This window comes from Flexilinea flocculi (assembly GCF_001192795.1).
GTDB classification, from domain to species: domain Bacteria; phylum Chloroflexota; class Anaerolineae; order Anaerolineales; family Anaerolineaceae; genus Flexilinea; species Flexilinea flocculi.
In genome coordinates this window covers 616,301-641,080 of record NZ_DF968181.1, presented here as the reverse complement: position 1 = coordinate 641,080, position 24,780 = coordinate 616,301, and the positions used below count along the sequence as shown (strand labels likewise).

Sequence of the window (24,780 nt, the reverse complement as noted above, 5' to 3'; positions counted from 1 at the left end):
GCTATCCATTTCCTCCGGCCGCAAGCCACATGATTCTTTCCTGAGACAACCGATCTATTTCTGAATTTTCAAGTTCTCCAGTAATTTCACCTTCATGCATAACTATCACTCTGTTGCATAAATTGACTATTTCATCCATTTCAGAAGAAATCAGGATAATTGCTATGCCTTTTTGCGCCAACCGATTAATTAAATGATAGATTTCACTTTTAGATCCGATATCAATTCCGCGTGTCGGCTCATCCAAAATCAGAATACTCGGTTCAGTAGTAAGCCATTTTGAAACCAGGACTTTTTGTTGGTTTCCACCTGATAAAAACATAACTTCTTGATCTGCAGAAACCATTTTAATATCAAGAAATTTCGTAAAGTTATCAACGATTGATTTTTCCTTTTTTCTATTTACATGAATAAATTGGATAAATTTTTCCAAAATAGTTATGGAGATATTGTATCGAATTGTATTATTTAGAAATAATCCTTCTGTTTTTCGATTTTCAGGAACATAACCGATACCGCAATTGATCGCATCCATCGGATGTTTTATTTCGATTTTTTTCCCTTTAATAAAGATTTCTCCGGAAGAAATTTTATCTATGCCAAAAATTGCTCTGGCTAATTCAGTCCTGCCTGCTCCGATTAAACCGGCAAATCCCAATATTTCTCCTTTCCGAAGCGAAAATTTGATATTTCTTAATTTCTTATTACTCAAATTTGTTACTGATAGAAATTCCGGTCCCGGTATGATTTGCTTATCGCTACTGTAAATTTCTGAGATTTCGCGGCCTACCATCATCGAGATAATTTGATGTTCGGACAAATCGGAGGTTTTATGAGTTCCAATCAGATTTCCATCGCGTAAGATTGTGATGGAATCAGAAACTCGGAAAATTTCAGGAAGTCGATGAGAAATATAAATAATTGCTATTCCTGCTTGTTTCAATTGGTCAATTTGGTAAAAAAGTTGAACTATTTCATTGCTTGTTAAGGATGAGGTTGGTTCATCCATAACAATCAACCTGGCATTTGTTAACAATGATCTTGAAATTTCCACCATCTGTTGTTTTGCAATACTTAACGATCCGACTTTTTCTGTGACGTCGATATCAACTCCCATCTCGTCCATAATTTTTTGAGATTGGAAGATCATTTCTTTGTCGTTCAAGAAAATGTTGTTTCGGGTCATTAATTCTGCGCCCATAAACAAATTGTCAGCAACCGACATATTATCCGCCAGACTGATTTCCTGATGGATGATACATATACCATATTTTTTGGCTTCCTCAACTGAATTGATTTCTACGGTCTCACCATTAATTTTTATCAAACCATCGTCATTATCCTTCTTATAGATACCGCCTAGTATTTTAATCAGGGTTGATTTCCCGGCTCCATTTTCTCCGACAAGAGCACGTATTTCACCAGGCTTTATCTTCAACGATATATCATTTAGGACCTTTGCTCCCGGAAAAGTTTTATTAATATGGAACATTTCCAAGAAATATTCGCAATCCATTCTCGTCTCCATCGGATAAAATCATCCATATCAAACTCTGCATAGTCTGACAGCCTTAGGATAATCAAAAACCTAAGGCTGTCTACTTTAAGATTTACTGATTCATCGGAATAACAAATTTTTTATTTATTCCAATTATCGATGTTAACTAATTCTACAGGAACTTTCACATCTGCTTCAACTTTTTCTCCACCGATGATCTTATAAGCGGTCTCAATGCTGAGGCTGCCGATTTCAACTGGGTGTTGTGCTGCAGATGCAAGCATTTTACCTTCAGAAATTGCAGTTTTCCCTTCGTCCGAACCATCCACGCCCACAATTTTTATCTGGTCCAGTAAACCAGCACTCTCAACTGCAGCAGCACAACCAATTGCTGATGGATCATTCAGCGCAAAAACACCATTCAAATCCGGATAAGCCTGAAGCATATTTTCCATCACAGGGAGTGCGGTATCAACACCAGGCTGAATTTCCTGAGAATCAACGATTTTGATATCAGGATACTTTGAAACAGCATCAATAAATCCATCAGCGCGATCAAGACAGACTTGAGCAACATTATAGGTCAACATGACTACATTGCCTTTCTTATCCATAGCCTGTGCAAGTGCCTCACCAATCAATTGACCTGCCATAAAGTTGTCAGATGCGACATTAGAAACAACCGATTCTTTATCTTCAACTGGTGAATTATAGGTTATGATCGGAATGTTTGCAGCTTTACAAGCTTCCAATGCAGCTTGAATACCTTTAGAGTCTACTGGATCGATTAACATGACATCGACATCCTGCTGGATCATATCTTCAATATCGGAAATTTGTTTTGCTGGATCAAATGCAGCATCCATCACAACCAATTCATCACCGTCCTTTAATGCGTTTTTCATACCATCTAAAATATCGATATAAAAAACGTTTGACTGATCAGCAACCGATACACCGATTTTCACTTTTGCATCAACCGCGTTCACTGAAGCAAAAGCTCCGGCTAAAGAAGCCATAACTACTAAAATACTGAGTAAAACCATTTTACGACTTATCTTTTTCATTTTTTTCTCCTTCAAAATATATGTTCTATTTGATTCAATTTGAGAATCAAACAAAATTTATAAATTAATCAAAAAAATCAACAATGATTATGAACCAGAAATTTGAAACATAAGCAGGATATTTTGTTTTATTGTCGGTATTCAATAAATCACCTATAACCCGAATTACTGCGTATGCATTTCTGGATCGAATTTTCCGGATTTATTATCACCATGCCGTATAACCACCATCAACTAAAAATGTTGAACCAGTAACAAAACTTGATGCATCTGAAGCCAAATAAACAGCAATTCCTTTCAATTCATCGGCAGTACCAGATCGCCCCATTGGTGTCATAGCAAACCATCGTTCTATCGCAGGATCTTTCTTTTGATAACGATCTTCACTCATTTCAGTCCGCATATAACCAGGACAAATGGCATTTACTCGTACTCCTCTCTGCGCCCATTCTGTTGCCATTGATTTTGTCAGCATAATCAATCCGCCTTTTGATGCATTATATGCACATTGATTTTGAGGAGTATTTACGATCATACCGGACATGGATGCAATATTGATGATGCTTCCTTTTCTCTGCGAAAGCATAACTTTGCCAACTTCGCGAGAAATAATAAAGGGACCTGTCAAATTTATATCTATAACTTCTTTCCAATCTTCAGTAGTTACTTTTTCTGCATCGTCACCGCGCCAGGTACCGGCATTGTTAACCAGAATATCAATCCTTCCGAATTTTTCCATCATAAAATCAACCATATTCTTTACGTCAATTTCATTACGAACGTCCATCTTAACAACACTACAATCGAAATTTTTTGATTCGAGAAATTTTTGGGTTTCATATGCACTCTCTGTCCGCCTTGCAGCAATAACAATCTTCGCGCCAGCTTCAGCAAGTCCGATCGCCATTTGTTTCCCTAGTCCCTGACCACCGCCGGTCACAATCGCGATACGATTCTTTAACGAAAATTGGTCCATGACATTTTCTGTACTCATTTTTTTATTCCTTCTCTCTTATTAAAGAGTTTATATATAGTTCTTTATCCGAAAATCTAATATGATTGTTTATAAAATAATTTCGTACAACTCGATATTATTAAAAAAAACAGGAGTTTCAATAAATGATTCAAATCACATGGTTTTCAAAAAAATAAATCTCCAGCTAAATATGTACCGATTACCCATAATCACAAAATACTAATATTTCAAATAAATTCAATATAGAGTTCCGGACAGAAAAGTACCTTTAAAATTTTTTCTATATGGTACATTTTTATTTTTGAATATTGTTTGTTTAATTTTTTAGTATCTAAACAATCAATAAATCATCAATAAAATAATTTTGTTATAGGAATAATTTATTCTGCTTATGAGAATCCAATAAATAAATTCTTTGTTTCTTTTTGATTATGTTAAAAATATACTAATACAATAGCGAAATTCCTATAACTATATACGCAATTTATATAACAAAATAATCGTCATAATATTTTGCTAAAAAATAAAATATTTATTCATATCGATAATATTGTGGGGAATTTATGGAAAAGAAAACTGAAAATTATTTACAAGAATCTCAACAACACAATCCAAAAAATCTTCTAATAACCGTGATGTTTGGAAATATATTTACAGAATAATTGTTAAAATAAATTCCATAAATGAGATTTAATGATTAATACTTTACTGTAAGAGTTCCAGAATAGGATTCGCCATGTGTTATTAACAAAAAAACGGTATGAAAAGTTACATACCGTTTTTTTGTTATTGTTCTTTATGATTAGATCTTAATTTCAATATCCACGCCTGCAGGCAAGTTGAGCCGCATGAGCATATCAATTGTTTTTGAATCAGGATCCAGGACATCGATCATTCGGTTATGAGTCCGAATTTCAAAATGTTCATGGGAATCCTTATCAATGAAGGAAGACCGCCGAACAGTGAATCTTTCCAGTTTTGTCGGCAGAGGTACCGGTCCGACTACATGAGCACCGCTTCGTTCAGCAGTATCCACAATACGTTTTGCAGATTGATCCAAAATCCGATGATCAAATGCCTTCAATCGGATACGAATTTTTTGTTTTGCCATTTTATGACTGCCTTTATTATCCAAGAATCTCAGTAATCACACCAGCGCCCACAGTCAGACCGCCTTCGCGAATCGCGAATTTCGAACCCTGTTCCAATGCGACCGGTATAATTAATTCGACGCTCATATCAACATTATCGCCCGGCATCACCATTTCGACGCCTTCCGGTAATCCAATGTTTCCTGTTACATCCATTGTCCGGATGTAGAATTGCGGCCGATATCCATTGAAGAATGGTTTATGGCGTCCGCCTTCTTCACGTTTCAACACATACACACGCGCCTTGAATTTGGTATGCGGCTTGATGCTTCCCGGTTTCGCTACTACCATTCCGCGTTCTACGTCTTCACGTTCAATTCCGCGCAACAGAATTCCCAGGTTATCTCCTGCCATACCTTCATCCACGATCTTGTGGAACATTTCGACGCCCGTACATACACTGTTCATGCTCTTTTCGCGCAGTCCAACGATTTCTACCGGATCTGATACTTTGATGTGCCCGCGATCAACTCTTCCTGTCACCACGGTGCCGCGCCCTTTGATTGAGAACACGTCTTCAATCGGCATCATGAACGGTTTTTCAATTTCCCGTACCGGTGTCGGTATATAGCTGTCTACCGCTGCCAGCAATTCTTTGATGCAGGCATATTCCGGCGCATTCGGATCTGTGCTGGTGCTCTCCAGCGCTTTCAATGCTGATCCGCGAATAATCGGTGTTTCGTCTCCCGGGAATCCGTATCCGGTCAACATGTCGCGCAGTTCCATCTCCACCAGTTCCAGCAGTTCCGGATCATCCATCTGGTCTGTCTTATTCAAGAAGATCAGAATGCTCGGTACTTCCACCTGCCGCGCCAGCAATACATGCTCTTTGGTCTGCGGCATCGGCCCGTCCGGCGCTGCCACAACCAGGATCGCTCCATCGACCTGCGCCGCTCCGGTAATCATGTTCTTAATATAGTCACGATGTCCCGGCATATCCACGTGCGCATAATGGCGATTTTCTGTTTCGTATTCGACGTGCGCAATATTGATCGTAATTCCACGAGCTTTTTCTTCCGGCGCATTATCGATCTGATCGTACGCTTTGAAATCTGCTTCACCTAACATCGCGCAATACTTTGTGATTGCAGCGGTTAATGTCGTTTTACCATGATCAATGTGCCCCATGGTTCCCACGTTTACGTGAGGTTTTGATCGGTCAAAATGTTGTTTTGCCATAAAACAAATTCTCCTTAAGAAAACTTATTATACATTTAATATTTTTTGTGCAGTCGCATCGGCAACTGCTGAATAATGGTCAAATTCCATTGAAAAAACACCACGTCCCTGGGTAGCTGACCGTAAGGTCGTTGCATATCCAAACATTTCACCCAATGGTACCATGGCATGGATGACCTGAGTTTTTCCGGTATGAATATCAGTTCCCTGGATTTCTCCTCTGCGAGAGCTGAGCTGACCCAGAACATCTCCTAAGTATTCCTCAGGGATAGTTACTTCGACCTTCATGATCGGCTCCAGCAGAACCGGATCTGCTTGTTCAACACCTTCTTTAAAAGCAAGACTGCCTGCCAGTTTGAAAGCCATTTCACTGGAATCAACTTCGTGAAATGAACCGTCGATCAGGGTAACTTTAACATCTGTCATCGGGAATCCGCCAAGTACGCCTGACTCCGATGCTTCCATGACGCCTTTTTCCACAGCAGGAATGTATTCTTTCGGGATTGCACCGCCAATAATCTTATTTTCAAACAATATTCCCTTGCCGGAATCATTCGGTTCTAAAGTAAACACGACATGGGCATATTGTCCATGGCCGCCTGTTTGTTTTGAATATTTATAATTCAATTTTGGAACCGTTTTTCGAATCGTTTCTTTATATGCGACACGTTCTTTACCGACATTGGCTTTGACTCGGAATTCACGCATCATGCGATCTACAATAATCGAAAGATGCAATTCACCCATCCCAGAAATAATTGTCTGACCCGTATTTTCATCCGATCGAACGCGGAAAGTTGGATCTTCTTCAGATAATTTTTGTAATGCGATTCCGATTTTTTCCTGATCTGCTAGTGTTTTGGGCTCAACAGCCACGGAAATCACCGGCTCCGGAAAACTGATTGATTCCAGCACAAAAGGTTTATGCTGTTCACATAAAGTATCCCCGGTGAAAGTGTCCTTTAATCCAAGTACTGCTGCGATATCGCCAGCGTAGACTTCATTGACATCATCGCGGCGGTCAGCGTACATGCGGATTAAACGGCCGATTCGTTCTTTCTTCCCTTTAACAGGATTCAGCAACATTTGACCTTGTTTGACTGTTCCAGAATAAACACGAAAATATGCTAATCGGCCTACGTATGGATCCGTAACAATTTTAAAAACTAAAGCGCCGACTGGCTCGTTATCATCTGCGTGTAACAAAATCTCTTTCGATTCATCATCGATCTGATGAGCTTTTGTCGCCGAAATATCCAAAGGAGAAGGCAACAAATCAACAACTGCATCGAGTAAAGGTTGTACACCTTTATTTTTAAGAGAAGTTCCCGCATAACACGGATTGCACTTACCGGCAATGACTGCCTTTCGAAGCCCATGAATCAGGTCTTCATTGGACAATTCTTCGCCTTCAAGAAAACGAACTGTCAGCTCATCGTCTAATCCCGCAATTTCTTCTACGAGTAAATCCCGTTGGGATATGGCTTCAGCACGAAGCTCCTCAGGAACTTCTTTTTCGACCATATCGATTCCTAATTCATCTTCCCAATAATAGGCTTTTTGTTTCAAAATGTCGACGACACCTTTGAAATCACTTTCACTACCAATTGGAATCTGCATAGCAATCGGATTCGCTCCCAAGCGATTGCGGATCGATTCGATGGAATTTGTATAGGAAGCACCGGTCCTATCCATCTTATTGATAAAACAAATTCGCGGAACATTATATTTATCGGCCTGTCTCCATACTGTTTCACTTTGAGGTTCAACACCTTGACAAGCATCAAACACAACAACGCCTCCGTCAAGGACACGAAGTGAACGTTGAACTTCTGCCGTGAAGTCAATATGTCCCGGGGTATCGATTAAATTAATACGATAGTCCTTCCATTCAGCGGTAACTGCTGCCGATACAATCGTAATGCCCCGTTCACGTTCCTGCACCATCCAGTCCGTTACAGTTGTACCTTCATCAACAGAACCGATACGATAAGTTTTACCGGTATAAAAAAGAATACGTTCGGTCGTTGTGGTCTTACCCGCATCAATATGCGCAATAATCCCAATATTTCGATATTTCTCTAACGGAAATTCACGAGCCATTGATTAATAAACTTCCCTTCAAATTAAACTCGATAGTGAGAGAATGCACGGTTGGCTTCAGCCATCTTATGGGTCTCTTCACGTTTACGGATAGCGCTGCCGGTATTATTAAAAGCATCCATTAATTCTCCGGCTAAACATTCAGAAAAACTCTTTCCAGTCCGGGAACGGGATGCATCAATAATCCAGCGCATAGCTAATGTCTGGCGGCGATTTACGGGAACTTCCATTGGGACCTGATAAGTCGCACCACCGACACGGCGAGGACGAACTTCCATTACTGGACCAACATTGCGCAATGCAGTTTCGAGAACTTCAAGACCATCTTTTCCAGTCTTTTGGCTAAGATTACCCAGAGCTTCATAAACCATCCGGGTTGCTGTACTGCGTTTTCCGTTACGCATAATACGGTTAATTAAATTTGTTACAACAGCGCTGTTATAACGAACATCGGGGATAATATCCCTTTTTTCAGGTTTGGTACGTCGCATTCATACTCTCCGTAACTGATTATTTCTTGGCGCGTTTGACACCATACTTGGAACGACCCTGGTTGCGTTTCGCAACACCGGTGGTATCAAGAGTTCCACGAACGATATGATAACGAACGCCAGGAAGATCTTTTACACGGCCTCCGCGAACAAGCACAACGCTATGCTCCTGCAAAGAGTGACCTTCTCCAGGAATATATGCTGTCACTTCAATACCGTTGGACAGACGCACACGGGCAATTTTCCGCAATGCCGAATTCGGCTTTTTAGGGGTTGTTGCACGGACGTTTGTACAAACACCACGTTTTTGCGGAGCGCCCTCAGACACATGAGTTCGACGCTGGTTACTGGAATTATACGTATACTGTAACGCTGGCGACTTACTCTTCGTTGATCTGGTCTTTCGGCCTTTTCTGATCAATTGATTAATAGTTGGCACTTCTAATAGCCTCCAAAATAATTTCTTAACGATTTCTCGTATCCGCACAATCAAAACAAAAAATCGGCAACTCTTCAGCGTTTTTTTGTAATGATTACCAACTCACAACACAATACGAACCTGATTCTCGCAGGTTAGCCTGAAAATTATAACACAATCAATCTGATCAGGGCAATACTCGCTCTGAACATGACAAAAAAGCACATTTATGACAGATTAACCTGCCAAGAATTGCATTTGCAATTTTAAATCCAAAATGATTTATTTTTTCAACAGTCCGAAATATGAGGAGGATTTTTTGTTGAAGCAATACTTTTGCGCAGCGTACAAAAGTTATGCTTCAACAAATTTTCTCTTTTTTTCTAAAAGTTTTTATCATATTTCGAATTACTGTTTCTTTATACCAAAGTAAATAAATAACCCCACAATATGTTTTACCCCTCACTTAATTTCTGATTTCAAAATTATTAATATCGTAGTTCGATAATAATAATTCTGATAAAGATCTGGAAGAAAAACGCTTGTCTTTTTGTAACAAGATTCATGACTTCCCCTTGACAGGCTTTTTGACACTCGATAACATTCATAATCAATTCATTCGCCAGACAAAGAAAGTCCGAGAATGAAAATGCCAAAAGCATCCTTATTAGAAAATTGAAACAAGATATATAAACTGCATGATGATCGTTTTTTTCGGACGCTGTATTTTTGGTTCATCCTGAAAATACAACTTTTGTTTACATTAAAATTTAGGAGTAAATCATGAAGAAATCGTTGTTGTTCGTTGTTTTAGCGATGCTGCTTTCAGCTTTTTCAACTGCATTCGCTGCTGACATGACCCGCTGTGATGTTGATGGCGGATGTGCTGTCATTAAACCGGGAGAGACCATTAAAATCGGTATGGCAGGTCCTCTTACCGGAGAGTATGCAATGTACGGCGTCGATATTTCCGACAGCGAGAAAATTTCAATTTCTGAACTCGAACCATTGGAAGGTTTTAATTGGGAACTTCTTGCTGAAGATTCCGTAGGTTCTGCTGAATCCGCCGTCGCAATTGCCAATAAATGGATTACTGATCCAACCTTTGTTGCAGTTGCAGGAAATGTCCTTACCGGAGAATCTGCAGCAGTTATTCCGATTATGGAAAAATCTTTCATCCCGATGCTTTCTCCTTCAGCAACCGGCGCCAATCTGACAGAGGACAATTCAGTTTTCAATCGTATTGTATTCCAGGATGCTACGCAAGGTAAATTTGCGGCGGAATTTATTGTCAATACGCTCGGACTGAAGAAAATTGCCGTTTTACATGATGGTCTGGATTATGGAAAAGGTATTGCCGACACCGTTAAAGCCACTTTAGAAGAAATGGGAATTGAACCGGTTGCTTATGAAGCGCTGACACCAGGCGAAGCCGATTATTCAGCCGTTCTGACTGCAATTGCCTCAAAAGGTCCCGAAATCATCTATTATGGCGGTTATACTGCTGAACTTTCTGTCGTCATCAATCAGATGGGCCAAGTCGGCTTAAAAGGTGTACCGGTCTTCAGTGATGACGGTGCATTCGGCACAGAAATCATCGAAAAATCCGGCGCCAATGCAGAAGGCTGTTATGGTACGACCTCCGTTCCTGCTGATTCACCGGAAAAACTCGCCTTTGATAAAAAATATGAAGAAACCCTTGGCCGTAAAGCTGGTTCAAAGACTCCGTTCCCATGGTTCTCATATGATGTAGTCCAGGCGCTTGCTTCTGTCATCAGAAACGTCGCTTTCCTTGGAGATGATGGCAACCTGTATATTCCACGTGCTGAATTAGTCACTGCAGTCCGCACACTTTCCGGCTATCAAGGTCTGACCGGCGAAATCACCTGTGATGAAGTTGGCGAGTGCAACGCGTCCGGACCTACATTCTACATTGTAAAAAATGGTGCATGGGAGCTTGCTTCCAAATAATAACCTAATTGTATTTCTTTCAGTGAATACCTCTTTCAAGCTATCCTGAAAGAATGTGAAATTGTATCCTCATCTTCGACAACGAAGTCGAAGATGAGGATATTCAAAATAAGATTTTTCGCCTATCACTGCAGTCCCTCTGCCAATTGTTATTCCACCTTAGAAACAATTAAATAATCGTCCACTGACAATCAATTCTTAATGAAGCAATTGATTGTTTTCACAATTTTTCCTTCGTAATTTACTTTTGAAAGGAGTAAATCATGAAAAAACCTTTATCAATTTTAATGGTTCTCTTTATTATTTCCCTGTTATCGGGAATCTGGACGAGTGTTTTTGCAGCAGCACCGATTGAATGCAAAGAACCTGGGAGCTGTGCAATCATCAAGCCTGGTGAAACCATCAAGCTGGGAGTAGCAGGACCGATGACAGGCGAATACGCAATGTATGGCACTGACAATGCCGAAAGTTCAAAAATTGCGGTTGACGCGCTGGAACCTTTTAATGGTTTCTCGTTCGAACTTTTAGCAGAGGATACGCAGGGAGCACCCGAATCAGCAGTTGCTGTTGCCAGTAAGTGGGCAATGGATCCAACCTTTGTGGCTGTAATCGGACACACACTCAGCGGTGAAACCGCAGCAGCAATTCCGATATATGAAAAGGCAAAAATCCCGATGCTATCTCCATCAGCCACAGGGGCACAATTAACCAGTGGAAATTCCGTATTCAATCGTGTGGTTTTCACGGATAAAATTCAGGGACAATCCTCAGCACTTTACATTCTCGATCATCTGAAAATGACCAAAGTAGCAATTCTTCATGATGGTATGGATTATGGGAAAGGAATAGCGGATATTGTTCGTGATACACTGCTCAGTAAGGGCGTTGAACCAGTCTCTTATGAATCGCTGACACCAGGTGAGGCAGATTATTCAGCAGTTTTGACCTCCATTGCATCTAAGAAGCCGGAAATCATCTACTATGGAGGTTATACTGCTGAATTGGCAGTAATTGCCAATCAATTAAGTCAGGTAGGTATGGAAGGTATCCCCATTTTCAGTGATGACGGTGCATTCGGTGTGGAATTTATTGAAAAAGCAGGCAAAAATGCCGAAGGTGTATATGGCACTTCATCCATTCCACCGACTTCAGCAGAGAAAGATGCATTTGACGCAAAATATCTGGAAACTTATGGACGGGCAGCCGGATCCAAAGCTGGATATTGCTGGTTTGCATTTGATTCAGCCAATGTGCTCGCATCGGTCATTCGAAATACAGCCATTCTCGGCGATGACGGAAATCTGTATATTCCACGGGAAGCCATGGTAAAAGGTGTTCGCAGCGTTTCAGGGTACAAAGGCATCACCGGCGAAATCACTTGTGATGAAAATGGCGAGTGCAATGCATCAGGTCCTACCTTCTATATTGTGAAGGACGGTAAATGGACGCTGCCTGAATAAGAAATTTATTTTATATCAGCATTAATATGCCTTTTGTCGGGCTCCATTTTTGACGTATTAATCTAAATAATACGATAAATGCCCCGACAGAGGCTTTTTTTTATTAATTCTTCTCCTTCAGTAATTAAATACCGATCTCATTTTGAGTCATTTAAACTGTGGTTAAAATATGCATTTTCTTTATTGAGATCGTCACAATTCTTATCCTTTTCTGTATGTTTGTAAACTGAGAATGATAGAATTGAATCCTAAAGTTATCACGAAGAGATAAAAACAATACAATTCTTAACCGCAGTCAGTTTCAAATTGAACTGATTGAAATGTTGAAAATAGCACATGCAAGCGTTTATCTATAAAAACATATCTTCATACAAGATATTTCAAATAAATTCTTCAGAAGGAGCGAACATATTTATATGGATGCAGAAAAACCTCACCATCAACCTTCCGCAAAACAAACTGTAAAAAGGATCAACTGGCTCCGTTGGATCGTCGGCGTGATTGCTGGTGCTTATGTTCTTTATCGTATAATTATTCAAATAATTCAGCCTGAATATGGTCCCGTATATTGGCTTGGCTTTTTAAATACAGGATTGATCGTCGGAGGTATGTATTCTCTGATTGCAATTGGCTACACGCTCGTATACGGCGTCATGCTTCTTATCAATTTTGCCCACGGCGATATTATGATGTTAGGCTGTTTCGCGGGTTATTTCACTTTTGAATTTTTTAATTTTCTGAAAGTGGGAGAATCAAATTTTTTAAATGCATACCCTGTTCCAGCAATTATCCTTGCTTTTCTGATAGGCGCTTCCGTTTCTGCAGTCAGTGGTTTTTATCTGGAAAAAATCGCCTATCGTCCGCTGCGAAACTCCCATGTACGCCTGGCTCCATTAATTAGTGCAGTCGGAGCTTCAATTTTTCTCGAGACTGCAGCCCAGATCATGTTTGGAGCTAATAAGAAAACCTATAAGAATCCCCTGTTGTTAGAAAGAGGAACCGGCTGGAATATCAAAATGGGTGATGGCATGATTGTCATTACCAAAACCGGCGTTTTCAGTTTGATAATGGCTGTAGTATTAATGATCGCACTCTATTTCTTTGTCCAAAAAACAAAACTCGGTAAATCGATTCGTGCAGTCTCCCAGGATAAGAATACTGCTCAATTAATGGGAATCAATCTTGACCGAGTGACAAGCCAAACCTTCATCATCAGCGGTATTCTTGCCGGATCTGCCGGAGTAATGTGGGGGCTTCATAACGGCCTTTTCAATCATTTTGTCGGTTTCCTGCCTGGAATCAAAGCTTTTACTGCAGCAGTTCTCGGAGGAATCGGAAATATTCCCGGCGCAATGGCAGGTGGAATGATTCTGGGAATTGTTGAATCAGTCGGCCCGGCTTTTCTCGGAATCGATTTTCAATTGAAGGATGTCATCGCATTTACCATTCTGATCCTGGTTCTGATCTTGAAACCTTCCGGACTCTTTGGAAAATCATCCTCAAGCGTGGAGAAAGTATGATGAAAACGATACTATCTAAATCGAGCAAATTTGGGATTGTCGCAGGTATTATTCTTATTTTTTGTGAGATGATAAATCTTACCTCTACATTGGCAGAAATCCTCGAAAAGTTATTCACCGGAGGAACTGCAGCGAAGAACGCAATTACGCCATTTTATATGGGACTTGTTGTAGGGTTGATTGTATTCTTCACTACGATTAACTTTTTAAGAACCCGAAACTCTCAGAAAAAATATTCATTCGGTCAGGGATTTTTTGCTGCTGTCACAATCAGTATTGTTTCTGGTTTACTCATTTCTCTTTTAAATATCATTCTTGGAAGTTATCTGGTAAACGGTAAAGATGTTCGTGTTTATCTTGAAGCGTTAGCGCCAGATGTTATTCGGGCATTTCTTTTTCAGACTGACATCCAAAAAGCAGTTACATATTATTTCATGTCAACGATTCTTGGCAGTATGGCAGCGCTGATCCTATTTTGGATTTCACAAAAAACAAATCAGCCTGCAAAATCAGTCCGCGCGCTTACTCATTTGAAGGAGAAAATCCAAATCGGACGTGCGTTCGAAAGATATCCTGCTGTAAAAACTGTTTTAATCCTTCTCCTGATAATCGCATTTCTTTTGCTGCCGCTGGTCATCAATGCCTATACCATTTCTGTGCTTGGAATTGTCTTGATTTACGCAATCATGGGATTGGGGTTGAATTTGATCGTCGGTTTATCCGGGCAGTTGGTCTTCGGTTATGTAGCATTTTTCGCTTTGGGAGCTTATACTTTCGGTCTGTTGACTGCTCCCAAACCGTTTGGTATCGAAATGAATTTTTGGCTGGCTTTATTGGTTTCACTGATCGTGGCAGGAATCGGAGGTTTTTTAGTCGGTCTTCCAATTATGAATCTACGAGGAGATTATCTCGCAATTGTCACACTCGGCTTTGCAGAAATTGTCCGGATCTTAATTAATAGCAACCTGATGGCTGATTATACCGGCGGACCGCAAGGAATTAAAAATATCGGGCAGCCAATACAACCATCTATTTTTGAAAAATATTTCGGAGAACCGTTGGAAGACAATGTCTGGTTTTTGTATCTGATTATTTTTGTATTTCTTATCGTCCTCTATGCAGCGTTTAGACTCCAATACTCAAGAACAGGCCGTTCCTGGGAAGCGATGAGAGAAGATGAAACAGTAGCACAAGCCTGTGGTGTAACCACAAGCTCCTACAAAGTATTAGCAATTGTCATCGGAGCCGCCATAGCAGGCGCTGCTGGAGCTTTGTACGCTTCTCGTAACACGTATACTGGCCCAAGTGAATATGCATTTATGGTTTCCGTCAACGCTTTAGCAGTTGTTGTTGTCGGCGGAATGGGTTCCATCCCGGGAACATTGCTGGGGGCGTTCATTATTAAAGGGCTGCCGGAATTGCTGCGCGATCTGGAGAATTATCGTATGGTTGTGTTTGGGGCTTTGTTAATCGTTATGATGATTATCCGTCCAGAAGGAATATGGCCAGTGAAACGGCGGAAACTTTCTGTCGCACCTGAATCAATCGAAATATTAAAGGAGGACTTAAAACCATGACAAAAAAGCCTTCCTACGTATTAGAAGCAGAAAATATTACAATCAATTTCGGCGGTTTGACTGCTGTCAATGATGTCAGTCTTCAGGTCCCGTTTGAATCCATCATCAGCATCATCGGACCCAATGGCGCAGGAAAAACGACTTTCTTTAACTGTATTTCAGGATTCTATGCCTGTGACAATGGAACCGTTTTCTTTCAAGAGCGCCCAATTAATGGAATTCCCACCGATGAAATTGCGAATCTGGGCATTTCACGTACGTACCAGAATATACGGCTATTTACAAATATGTCAGTTATTGAAAATGTGCTGATTGGACAGCAGCCCAGACTTCGCTCAACTTGCATCGATACGCTTTTTCAAACCTTCCGCAATCGCAGAGAAGAGAAACAATCGATTCAAAAAGCCTGTAACCTGCTTGATTTTGTTGGTTTGGGAGCCTATGCAGATGATGTAGCCAATAACCTGCCTTATGGTGCACAACGCAGATTGGAAATTGCACGCGCTCTTGGAAACAATCCGCATTTATTACTGTTGGATGAACCTTGCGCCGGCATGAATCCCCATGAGACTTCTGCCATGATTGAGCTCATTAATACATTGCGCTCACAATTAAAAATCACCATCGTTCTTATTGAACACGATATGAAAGTTGTGATGAATATTTCCGATTCAATCCTTGTTCTGGATCATGGAGAGAAAATTGCCCAGGGAACACCGGATGAGATTCAATCCAACCAAAAAGTAATTGAAGCCTACCTGGGATCAGGTACAGAAAACCTTGTCGAAAAGTATTCCAGGCGCAAAGCTGACAAAGGGAATTTGGACTAATTATGTACTTCGAAATTAAAGATTTACAAGTTTATTATCGTGCGATTCATGCGTTAAAAGGGATCTCTTTAACAGTAAATAAAGGGGAAATTGTCGCCCTCATCGGCGGAAATGGCGCAGGAAAAAGTTCAACCCTGAATTCAATTTCAGGACTGGTTCAAGGCCAATCCGGAGTAATTACTTATAAGGATGAAGTAATTACCGGTTTACCTACAGATATGATTGTCAAAAAAGGTATTATCCAGGTTCCGGAAGGACGACATATCTTCCCGAAATTAACAGTTCAGGAAAATCTGGAGATGGGCGCATTTTTAAATGACAATAAAGCTCAGGTTGAAGAAGATATGGAACATGTTTATCAGCTATTTCCAAGGATGAGAGAACGCAGAACGCAACCTGGAGGGACATTGTCCGGCGGAGAGCAACAAATGCTTGCGATCGGACGTGGCTTGATGGGGCATCCAGATTTAATGCTTCTTGATGAACCCTCTATGGGGCTGGCGCCGATTCTGGTGGAGCAGATCTTTGATATTATTTTTGACATCAATCAGACTGGAACCAGTATCCTTTTGGTTGAGCAGAATGCTCAAATGGCTTTAGCAATCGCTGACCGCGGATATGTCCTTGAAACTGGGGAAATTGTTGTGAGCGGCACAGGACAAGAGCTTCTCAACGATCCAAAAGTCCAGGCAGCTTATCTGGGTGGAGAGTCCGAACAGGAAAAACTGCAAAAAGGCGATTATTACTTCTAAGTAACCAACGAAAAAACCTCGGTAAGAGGTTTTTTTGTTGACAATATAACGTTGCAAGAGAGTATCTCCTGCGGTTCGATAGAATATCAAATCGTTGGAGTTTTTCTTTCAGATATAGCAATTCAAAATATAGAGAGGATTCTTTGTTGTTGTGATGTTTTTGAGTTCTGCATAAAAACATCACAATAACAAGTTTCTATCTCAGTATTCGAATAGCAAGTCTATTTTTCGAATTACTATTTCAGATCTCAGTGTAAAATTACAGAAAGAATTTTCACAAAAGGATGGTTGACATGCCAGATTTTTCCTGCAGATTATCCGATCAAATCCACCTCAAAACACCCATAATTCTTGCATCAGGAATTTCAGGGAACAGCGATTCTTTGTTAGTTCGCGCAGCAAAAAGCGGTGCCGCCGCAGTTACAACAAAAAGCTGTACATTAAAATACCGGCCTGGGACTGATAATCCGGCTTCATCCGATTGGGGCTGTGGCCTCATCACAAATCTTGGACTGACCAATCCGGGAGTTGATTCAATGGTTTATTTAATCAATGCATACCGACAAAAAGCCGCTGAATCGGTGGTACCGGTCATTGCAAATATCTATGCGGATAATCCTGATGAATTTGTTGAATTGACAACAAAAATCAAGCTTGCACAACCCGATATAATCGAGTTCGTTCTACCGGAATATGATCCAGGATTAGTCGCGGAGATTACCGCTGCAGTGCGAGTTAATGCCGGATTGATCCCAATATCAGTGAAATTGTCTGCGATTTGTTCGCATATTGGGAAAGTTGCCCGAAAAGCGCAGGATGCCGGAGCCGATTTTATCACCGCGGTAAATCCGGTTCCAGGAATGGTAATTGACGCCTATGCTGCAAAACCATTTCTAAGCCAGGGCAGCGGATGGATTTCCGGACCATCTTTAAAACCGATCGCTTTGAAGTGTATTTCTGATATTTATAAGGAAGTCAGTATCCCAATTATCGGGATGGGAGGAGTTTCTTCAGGCCTTGACATGGCAGAAATGATACTTGCGGGGGCAAGCGCTGTCGGAATTGGATCCGCATTGTATTATCGAGGATATGAAGCATTTACGAAAATACTCGTTGAGTTTGAAGAATTCATGAATTCAGAAGGATATAATAATCTGTCTGAAATTTGCGGAAAGATTTGGCGGTAAATTATGGAAAAACCATTTTCGATGGAAGAAAAAAAATCGAGAGTCTTTACTGTAGACAAAGTTAGAATTGAAAATGACACAACACACAGCCTGATTATGAAAGAACCCATGGCGAGTGAGCCGGGACAGTTTATTCTTATCTGGATTCCTGGTTTGGGAGAAAAGCCATTTAGTGTTGCTGGAAGCAATCCATTAATGATCACGATTGCTGACGTTGGAAAAGTATCCGGTCAGATCGATCGATATCAACCCGGAGACCGATTATGGATTCGAGGGCCGTTTGGTCAAGGATACCAACCTTATGGGAAAGATGCATTGCTGGTTGGAGGAGGCTATGGTGCATCACCACTCCTTTATTTGGCAGAAACGCTTATCAAAAAAGGTATCAATGTGCATGTATTTCTGGGCGCCAGATCTGCAAATCTGCTTATCCTCGTTGATGAATTCGAAAAAATACCAGTGAAACTACATATCACTACCAATGATGGAACTCGCGGAATTCAGGGATTTGTAACCGTCCCGTTAGAGGAGACAATCCAACAATTATCAGATGTTCAAGATGCGTGTGTGTATGCATGCGGACCTAAAAAAATGCTCTACGGAATTGATGCCCTTTGTGAGCGATACGGCATACCTCGCCAGTTATCCTGGGAAGCAATCATGCGCTGCGGGATGGGTTTGTGTGGCAACTGTAAGATCGAAATGCCGGACACCTGGGAAGAACCTGTCAATAAACCGGGTAGTAAAAAAGCCTGGTTGGTTTGCAAAGACGGTCCGACTTCTTTCACAAAATAAACTGGAAAATAAATTGTGCCAGATCGAACAGTAATTCGCTGCAATTCGAAATATGAAAAGGAATCATTGTTGTTGTGTTGTTGTTCCGCTTCGAGTAATAACAACATAACAACAAAATCCCTCTTTTTTCTCAAAAGGCTTTTCCATATTTTCAAATTTCTGAGTAATTCGAAAACTTTGGCTTGCTTTTCGAATAAATCGAGGTAATTTGGTTTTCTTTTATTAATTTCGAATAAAGGTCATAGATGCAAACCAATTCATCAAAGGAATTCTTTTTATGAGTGCAATTCTTGCCATCCCTGTTCTTCTACTCAATATTGCAGGTTTTCTGATTTTTCCGGCCGTAAAATACCGTATTCAGGTTCAAAAATCTCCCTTAATCGGATTCTCCTCCCTTTTCCTTGTGATGTATTTTTTTGTAATTTTTGGAATTGGCAAAATTGGAATTTATTTTACGATTTTTGTGAACGCAAGTCTTTTAATCTATTCTCTTTTTCTGATCATCAGGAAGAACACGAGACCAAATTTTTTCAACACACTATTACCATTACTAATTATTTTTGTGATCTTTTTCTTAGTGGGAATTTTTGTTAGAAACCGCTTCTATTACGGCTGGGATGAGTTAGCTTTCTGGGATGCTTTTGTTCGTTCGTTATTCGTTACAGGAGAACGATCGACCAAAATCGTACATGCGGATTATCCTCTGGGAATTTCATTAATCCAGTATTACTTTGTAAGCATAACCAAATACAGCCAGGGCATTATTATATTTGGTATTCTCAGCGTTCTTTTTTCAGCCGTTCTCGCTTGCTGCCCCAATCTTACAAAGAAAAATCTATGGACGATTTCCATAATTATCATATTTTCCGTCTTGACACTATATCTATGTAATTTCGAGGCAATAGCGATCCGTGTTGATGGTCTGATGGGAATTTTCTTTGCAGCTTTGGTTTTTCTGATTATCACTGAAGAAAAATTTGACAGGCTTTTTTCTATTCAATTATCCATATTATTATTTTTCTTTATTTCTCTGAAAACACCTTGTCTGATTTTTGTGGCAATTTTAATTTTCTTATTGTTTTCAAGAATGGATCTGTTCTCTGAATTAAGGAAATCTCGCACTTCTGAAAGTCCACTGAAAGGGCTTTTTTCAAGTTCCTCAATCAGAAACCTCCTGATAATCATCGCCGGTCCTGCAATTGCATTCATTTCCTGGGAGGTCCGTAACCAGATTGTTCAACCGATGAAGATATTTTCAACCACGAGATTCACGCTCCAGAATATTCAACTTCTTTTCTCACCGGAAATTGCAGATCGTGAAAGACAAATCTGTTTAGACGGTTTGGAACACATTTTCGAGATAAATTTTTTTAATGCAAAAATTCCGGTGTATTTAATCGCTGCAGGTCTTTTCTTTCTTGCATTGTTCATTGATCTATTGCTAAAAACAACCAATTCCAGAAAATTTCTGATCACAAACGCCATCCTTCTCATTGGATTCATTGGCTATACATTTTTTCAATTCCTTTTTGCCTTATTCATCCAGGAACCGGATTTAGGAGAGGAACTAAACAGTTTTGATCGTTATATCGGGACATATATCGTAGCCTGGCTGCTTTCATTTTTCTCAATCCTGCTATGGATGATTCGGAAATCAACTTCCATTATTTCGAAGCTGATTTTATCCATTATCAGTATGGTTGTTTTCTTCTATGTACTTTCTGTAGCCCCTATGAAACAAATCTTTTCCCCTCCGCTGCAGGAAAAAACTATGTGGGTTCAGCAAAAGAAAGTGTACAAGCAATTTGTAAACACGATTCCCAAAGGAAGCATAGTCCAGACGATTGATTTAGAATCTTCAGGACTATCCTGTCTTATTCTGAATAACCTTTTCGTCGGACACAGTTATTTTATTTGGGATCCTTGCAGTAATCCGAAAGATTTTGAAATCAGCAAAGAAGAATTTGCTGACTATATCGATCAATCTGAAGCTGATTACATCTTGATCGAACATGGCAATGAGCATTTCTGGAATGAATTCAGCGAAATGTTTGACTTTCCATGGCATGGTCAAATTTTCAAAGTGGTTGGGCGGGGAGATTACCGGCGAGTGCTGCCGGATGAATAAAAACATCAATAAATTTTTTGTGTAACTAGAAGTATTTGAAATTTTTGACAAACGAAGTCGATGATAATGGTCTCAAACTATTGAGAACAAATTTTTGAAATCGTTTAAGGATTATTAATACAATTAATTCAGAATTTCGAAAAATTGACCAACCAAACGAATAAAGAGAGAAAAACATGTAGTTGTGATGTTGTTGCGCAAAGCACAACAACATCACAACTACAAAGAATTCTATCTATTTTTCGAATGGTTCAAAAAGAATACAAATCTCCGAATATGATATAATCTTATAGACAAAAATATTCAAAATTGAAATTTTTCGGAGATGCATATGAAACTTTCAACGCGTACAATAGTCGCAATCGGTATTGGTGCCGCGGTTTTCCTTGTTCTAAACCGGTTTGTCTCAATTCCAAGCGGAATTCCTAATACAACGATCAATACTGCCTATGCATTTTTAGCTTTTATGGCAGTAATTTTTGGACCAATCGCAGGAGCTTTGATTGGTTTAATCGGACATGTATTAACGGATGCTACAGCTTATGGATCGGTTTGGTGGAGCTGGGTCATCGTTTCAGTCTTTGTTGGCGCCGTGATCGGACTTTCCTGGAAGAGAATTAATATCGAAAATGGCATTTTTGGGAAGAAGGAAATTATTACCTTCAATCTTTACCAAATTGCGGCAAATCTCGTCGGATGGGGCTTACTTGCTCCTGTTCTCGATATCATCATCTATGCAGAACCTTCGGATAAAGTCTTTATGCAGGGTCTGGTTGCAGGTCTTGCCAACTTAGTGACCATCGCCATACTTGGAACTGCATTTCTCGCTATCTATGCTCGAACCCGTACAAAGACTGGCAGTCTCAATATAGAAAAATAAGGATTTCGCACTCAGGTCTGATATTTCGAAAATGAATATTTGACCTTTTATCTTAAAGATGTTTTGAGATGAATTCCGTATCTCAAAACATCTTTAATCATTAAAATGGAACCATGCAAAACCCGATCATAGATTTTTCAAATTTCAGTTTCCAATATCGAGCACAATCAAATCCAACGTTAATTGACATTAATTTAAAAATCAATTCGGGGGAAAAAATTATCATCGCCGGACCTTCTGGCAGCGGTAAAAGTACGCTTGGTTATTGTATTAACGGTCTAATTCCGCATTTTTACAAAGGAAATATCAGCGGAAACCTTTGGATTGAAGGACAAAATGCAGCAAATTTGAAAATCTTTGATATTTCAAAATTTGTTGGCACAGTATTACAGGATTCTGATGGACAATTCGTTGCTCAAACAGTCGGAGATGATATCGCTTTCGCTCTCGAGAATGATGCCATCGATCAAAAAGAGATGATTTCCAGAGTTGAAAAAACAAGCCGATTGGTAGATATCCACACCCATCTGGGATCAACACCCAAAGAGCTGTCCGGGGGACAAAAGCAAAGAGTCTCATTAGCTGGAGTGTTAATCGATCAGGTCAATATTTTACTGTTTGATGAACCGTTAGCAAATCTGGATCCGGCAACCGGAAGATATGCAATGGAATTAATTGATGACCTGGCAAAAAATACCGGAGCTACTGTGATCATTATCGAGCATCGGCTTGAAGATGTTTTATGGCGTCCGATGGATCGGATCGTTTTAATGGGAGAGGGAAGAATTGTTGCAGACACTACACCAGATAAGATCCTCACATCCGGGTTGCTTGGAAAATTTGGGATTCGTGAACCACTGTATGTGACCGCATTAAAATATGCCGGGATTAAAATAACAGAGGAAATGCATCCAAGCGATGTCAGCCTGATGAATATGGACACTATCACAAAACCGCTTCAGCACTGGTACGAACAGACTGTGGAAAATGAAAGCAATCTCTCATCGAATTCAGTATTATCATTTTCTGACGTTTGTTTTTCATACTCCGCAGAGAGAGTTGTCCTCGATAACATCAGCTTTAAAATTTGCGAAGGTGAAATGACAGCGATTGTCGGGAAAAATGGAGCCGGCAAAAGCACTTTATGCAAACTGATATGCGGATTTGAGAAACCTGACAAAGGTACAATTGCGCTTTTCGGGAAGGATATGTCTCATGTCTCAATCAGAGAGCGCGCTGACTATGTAGGTCTGGTCATGCAAAACCCGAATCAGATGATTTCCCAGGTGATGATTCGCGATGAAGTCGGACTCGGATTAAAACTTCGTGATATTCCACAAAAAGAAATTTCCGAACGTGTTGAGGAGACACTCCGAATCTGTGGATTATATCCATACCGTAACTGGCCAATTTCAGCATTATCCTACGGGCAGAAGAAACGAGTCACAATTGCGTCTATATTAGTCATGGAACCCCAAATCATTCTTCTGGACGAGCCAACAGCAGGCCAAGATTTACGACACTATACAGAAATCATGGAATTCCTGCAAATGTTACAGAAACGCGGAAAAACAATTCTGCTGATAACGCATGATATGCATCTGATCCTGGAGTATACACAGCGGGCAATCGTACTTGCAGATGGAAAATTGATCTGCGACAATCACCCTGCAAAAGTATTGACGGATGATCGTGTCATCAGGTTAGCGAATTTGAAGGAAACCAGTCTTTTTTCACTGGCGAAATATGCCGCCATTTCGGATCCGTTTGAATTTGTTAAGAAGTTTATCAGCTTTGACAGGGAGGCACGTCAGACATGTCAACAGTAAAGATGTTATCATACATCAAAAGGGATTCACCTGTCCATCGTTTGAATGGCGTCACAAAACTGATAACATTTTTAGCCTGGACTGTCGTCTGTATGCTGAGTTATGATACCCGTGTTCTGCTGACAGCGATGGTTTTCAGTTTAATAATTTTCAAATTGGCAAAAATCCATCTTAAAGAAGTCGGTTTTATCCTTGTCTTCATTTGTTTTTTTCTTCTATTAAATGATGCGGCTATTTATTTTTTTTCTCCCGAAGAAGGAGTCAGGATCTATGGTGCCCGCCATTTGATTTTTCAAATTTCAGATCGTTACACCGTCACACAGGAACAGCTTTTTTATCTGTTTAATGTAACGCTCAAATATTTGACAGTTGTCCCGATAGCGCTGTTGTTTCTCCTGACAACGGATCCGAGCGAATTCGCAGCTTCTCTGACAGGCATCCGAGTTCCCTACAAGCTTTCATACGCTGTCTCAATTACATTGCGGTATATCGCTGATATTCAAACTGACTTTCACAACATCTCTCAGGCACAGCAAGCTCGCGGTGTCGACCTTTCGAAGAAAACAAGCCTAAAAAAAAGAATATCCGGCATCGCCATCATCGCGGTTCCATTAATTTTTTCGAGTCTTGACCGAATTGATTTGATCAGCAACGCCATGGATTTACGAGGATTTGGAAAGAAAGAAAAAAGAACGTGGTACAGCGCACGTCCTTTTCAGAAGGCAGATTATTGTGTGATTACTGCCGTTGTGATTTTATCCATCATCGGACTATTGATTACTTTTTTAGATGGACAACGATTTTTCAATCCCTTTATCAGCTAAGGATTGTTTTTTTAATAAATTGAGCTAATCAAGAGTATTCCAAACCGAACGAATTTTTACGAATTAATTTTTCAGATCATTCAAGTACACCCAAAAGAGTTATTTCTCCTGATCAGATAATTCGATCAAATTCATTCAATTGCC

20 protein-coding genes are annotated in these 24,780 nt (G+C 40.1%); 12 read left to right on the top strand and 8 right to left on the bottom strand.

From position 1 onward, the window contains the following. Nucleotide 1: 1 nt before the first annotated feature. From ATC1_RS07695 to rpsL, 8 genes are all read right to left on the bottom strand, one after another. Nucleotides 2-1,516, bottom strand: a complete 1,515-nt coding sequence (locus tag ATC1_RS07695; RefSeq protein ID WP_062279933.1) for a sugar ABC transporter ATP-binding protein — start codon at nucleotides 1,514-1,516, stop codon at nucleotides 2-4. A 122-nt stretch (nucleotides 1,517-1,638) separates the two neighbouring features. After that, nucleotides 1,639-2,565 (bottom strand): sugar ABC transporter substrate-binding protein, encoded by a 927-nt coding sequence (locus ATC1_RS07690; protein ID WP_062279931.1) that lies wholly within the window; start codon nucleotides 2,563-2,565, stop codon nucleotides 1,639-1,641. A gap of 208 nt (nucleotides 2,566-2,773) precedes the next feature. Further along, nucleotides 2,774-3,559, bottom strand: coding sequence for an SDR family NAD(P)-dependent oxidoreductase (locus tag ATC1_RS07685; RefSeq protein ID WP_062279928.1), 786 nt, complete (start codon nucleotides 3,557-3,559; stop codon nucleotides 2,774-2,776). A gap of 784 nt (nucleotides 3,560-4,343) precedes the next feature. Further along, entirely contained in the window at nucleotides 4,344-4,652 is a 309-nt protein-coding gene (gene rpsJ, locus ATC1_RS07680) for a 30S ribosomal protein S10 (RefSeq protein WP_062284005.1), read from the bottom strand. A 16-nt stretch (nucleotides 4,653-4,668) separates the two neighbouring features. Then, complete coding sequence (tuf, locus tag ATC1_RS07675; RefSeq protein WP_062279925.1) at nucleotides 4,669-5,871, bottom strand: elongation factor Tu; 1,203 nt, start codon at nucleotides 5,869-5,871, stop codon at nucleotides 4,669-4,671. Nucleotides 5,872-5,898: 27 nt separating this feature from the next. Continuing rightward, nucleotides 5,899-7,974 carry an elongation factor G gene (fusA, locus tag ATC1_RS07670; protein WP_062279922.1) on the bottom strand — a complete coding sequence of 692 codons (2,076 nt, stop codon included), beginning with the start codon at nucleotides 7,972-7,974 and terminating at the stop codon, nucleotides 5,899-5,901. Nucleotides 7,975-7,997: 23 nt separating this feature from the next. Next, the gene (rpsG, locus tag ATC1_RS07665; protein WP_062279919.1) at nucleotides 7,998-8,465 is read right to left on the bottom strand and encodes a 30S ribosomal protein S7; all 468 of its coding nucleotides are present in this window, start codon (nucleotides 8,463-8,465) and stop codon (nucleotides 7,998-8,000) included. A 19-nt stretch (nucleotides 8,466-8,484) separates the two neighbouring features. After that, nucleotides 8,485-8,904 carry a 30S ribosomal protein S12 gene (gene rpsL / locus ATC1_RS07660; protein ID WP_062279916.1) on the bottom strand — a complete coding sequence of 140 codons (420 nt, stop codon included), beginning with the start codon at nucleotides 8,902-8,904 and terminating at the stop codon, nucleotides 8,485-8,487. 762 nt (nucleotides 8,905-9,666) lie between these two features. Here rpsL and ATC1_RS07655 point away from each other — a divergent pair. From ATC1_RS07655 to ATC1_RS07600, 12 genes are all read left to right on the top strand, one after another. Further along, nucleotides 9,667-10,854, top strand: a complete 1,188-nt coding sequence (locus ATC1_RS07655) for a branched-chain amino acid ABC transporter substrate-binding protein (protein ID WP_062279913.1) — start codon at nucleotides 9,667-9,669, stop codon at nucleotides 10,852-10,854. Nucleotides 10,855-11,117: 263 nt separating this feature from the next. Next, a complete protein-coding gene (locus ATC1_RS07650) occupies nucleotides 11,118-12,314 on the top strand; it encodes a branched-chain amino acid ABC transporter substrate-binding protein (protein WP_062279911.1) in 1,197 nt (398 codons plus the stop codon). Between the two features lie 416 nt (nucleotides 12,315-12,730). Then, the gene (locus ATC1_RS07645; protein WP_062279908.1) at nucleotides 12,731-13,834 is read left to right on the top strand and encodes a branched-chain amino acid ABC transporter permease; all 1,104 of its coding nucleotides are present in this window, start codon (nucleotides 12,731-12,733) and stop codon (nucleotides 13,832-13,834) included. Beyond that, complete coding sequence (locus tag ATC1_RS07640; protein WP_062279905.1) at nucleotides 13,831-15,411, top strand: branched-chain amino acid ABC transporter permease; 1,581 nt, start codon at nucleotides 13,831-13,833, stop codon at nucleotides 15,409-15,411. The genes ATC1_RS07645 and ATC1_RS07640 overlap by 4 nt, the downstream gene beginning before the upstream one ends. Next, complete coding sequence (locus tag ATC1_RS07635; RefSeq protein WP_062279902.1) at nucleotides 15,408-16,241, top strand: ABC transporter ATP-binding protein; 834 nt, start codon at nucleotides 15,408-15,410, stop codon at nucleotides 16,239-16,241. Before ATC1_RS07640 ends, ATC1_RS07635 begins: the two co-directional genes overlap by 4 nt. 2 nt (nucleotides 16,242-16,243) lie before the next feature. Further along, on the top strand, nucleotides 16,244-16,993 hold the full coding sequence (locus ATC1_RS07630; RefSeq protein ID WP_062279899.1) for an ABC transporter ATP-binding protein: 750 nt from the start codon (nucleotides 16,244-16,246) through the stop codon (nucleotides 16,991-16,993). 293 nt (nucleotides 16,994-17,286) lie between these two features. After that, a complete protein-coding gene (locus tag ATC1_RS07625; RefSeq protein WP_062279896.1) occupies nucleotides 17,287-18,180 on the top strand; it encodes a beta/alpha barrel domain-containing protein in 894 nt (297 codons plus the stop codon). Between the two features lie 3 nt (nucleotides 18,181-18,183). Further along, nucleotides 18,184-18,975 carry an iron-sulfur cluster-binding protein gene (locus ATC1_RS07620; protein ID WP_062279894.1) on the top strand — a complete coding sequence of 264 codons (792 nt, stop codon included), beginning with the start codon at nucleotides 18,184-18,186 and terminating at the stop codon, nucleotides 18,973-18,975. Nucleotides 18,976-19,252: 277 nt separating this feature from the next. Then, nucleotides 19,253-21,103 carry a hypothetical protein gene (locus tag ATC1_RS07615; protein ID WP_062279892.1) on the top strand — a complete coding sequence of 617 codons (1,851 nt, stop codon included), beginning with the start codon at nucleotides 19,253-19,255 and terminating at the stop codon, nucleotides 21,101-21,103. Between the two features lie 325 nt (nucleotides 21,104-21,428). Continuing rightward, entirely contained in the window at nucleotides 21,429-21,983 is a 555-nt protein-coding gene (locus ATC1_RS07610) for an ECF-type riboflavin transporter substrate-binding protein (protein WP_407920569.1), read from the top strand. A 113-nt stretch (nucleotides 21,984-22,096) separates the two neighbouring features. Beyond that, nucleotides 22,097-23,812 (top strand): ABC transporter ATP-binding protein, encoded by a 1,716-nt coding sequence (locus ATC1_RS07605; RefSeq protein WP_062279888.1) that lies wholly within the window; start codon nucleotides 22,097-22,099, stop codon nucleotides 23,810-23,812. Continuing rightward, nucleotides 23,800-24,636 carry an energy-coupling factor transporter transmembrane component T family protein gene (locus tag ATC1_RS07600; protein WP_062279886.1) on the top strand — a complete coding sequence of 279 codons (837 nt, stop codon included), beginning with the start codon at nucleotides 23,800-23,802 and terminating at the stop codon, nucleotides 24,634-24,636. The genes ATC1_RS07605 and ATC1_RS07600 overlap by 13 nt, the downstream gene beginning before the upstream one ends. The last annotated feature ends 144 nt before the right edge of the window (nucleotides 24,637-24,780 follow it).

Excerpts from the sequence above, each read along its gene's own strand:
- rpsG (WP_062279919.1), bottom strand. The coding sequence starts at position 8,465 with ATGCGACGTACCAAACCTGAAAAAAGGGATATTATCCCCGATGTTCGT.
- ATC1_RS07625 (WP_062279896.1), top strand. The coding sequence starts at position 17,287 with ATGCCAGATTTTTCCTGCAGATTATCCGATCAAATCCACCTCAAAACA.
- ATC1_RS07645 (WP_062279908.1), top strand. The coding sequence starts at position 12,731 with ATGGATGCAGAAAAACCTCACCATCAACCTTCCGCAAAACAAACTGTA.
- ATC1_RS07620 (WP_062279894.1), top strand. The coding sequence starts at position 18,184 with ATGGAAAAACCATTTTCGATGGAAGAAAAAAAATCGAGAGTCTTTACT.
- rpsJ (WP_062284005.1), bottom strand. The coding sequence starts at position 4,652 with ATGGCAAAACAAAAAATTCGTATCCGATTGAAGGCATTTGATCATCGG.
- ATC1_RS07650 (WP_062279911.1), top strand. The coding sequence starts at position 11,118 with ATGAAAAAACCTTTATCAATTTTAATGGTTCTCTTTATTATTTCCCTG.
- ATC1_RS07605 (WP_062279888.1), top strand. The coding sequence starts at position 22,097 with ATGCAAAACCCGATCATAGATTTTTCAAATTTCAGTTTCCAATATCGA.
- fusA (WP_062279922.1), bottom strand. The coding sequence starts at position 7,974 with ATGGCTCGTGAATTTCCGTTAGAGAAATATCGAAATATTGGGATTATT.
- tuf (WP_062279925.1), bottom strand. The coding sequence starts at position 5,871 with ATGGCAAAACAACATTTTGACCGATCAAAACCTCACGTAAACGTGGGA.
- ATC1_RS07685 (WP_062279928.1), bottom strand. The coding sequence starts at position 3,559 with ATGAGTACAGAAAATGTCATGGACCAATTTTCGTTAAAGAATCGTATC.
- ATC1_RS07615 (WP_062279892.1), top strand. The coding sequence starts at position 19,253 with ATGAGTGCAATTCTTGCCATCCCTGTTCTTCTACTCAATATTGCAGGT.
- ATC1_RS07610 (WP_407920569.1), top strand. The coding sequence starts at position 21,429 with ATGCATATGAAACTTTCAACGCGTACAATAGTCGCAATCGGTATTGGT.
- ATC1_RS07630 (WP_062279899.1), top strand. The coding sequence starts at position 16,244 with ATGTACTTCGAAATTAAAGATTTACAAGTTTATTATCGTGCGATTCAT.
- ATC1_RS07695 (WP_062279933.1), bottom strand. The coding sequence starts at position 1,516 with ATGGATTGCGAATATTTCTTGGAAATGTTCCATATTAATAAAACTTTT.
- ATC1_RS07635 (WP_062279902.1), top strand. The coding sequence starts at position 15,408 with ATGACAAAAAAGCCTTCCTACGTATTAGAAGCAGAAAATATTACAATC.
- ATC1_RS07690 (WP_062279931.1), bottom strand. The coding sequence starts at position 2,565 with ATGAAAAAGATAAGTCGTAAAATGGTTTTACTCAGTATTTTAGTAGTT.
- ATC1_RS07600 (WP_062279886.1), top strand. The coding sequence starts at position 23,800 with ATGTCAACAGTAAAGATGTTATCATACATCAAAAGGGATTCACCTGTC.
- ATC1_RS07640 (WP_062279905.1), top strand. The coding sequence starts at position 13,831 with ATGATGAAAACGATACTATCTAAATCGAGCAAATTTGGGATTGTCGCA.
- ATC1_RS07655 (WP_062279913.1), top strand. The coding sequence starts at position 9,667 with ATGAAGAAATCGTTGTTGTTCGTTGTTTTAGCGATGCTGCTTTCAGCT.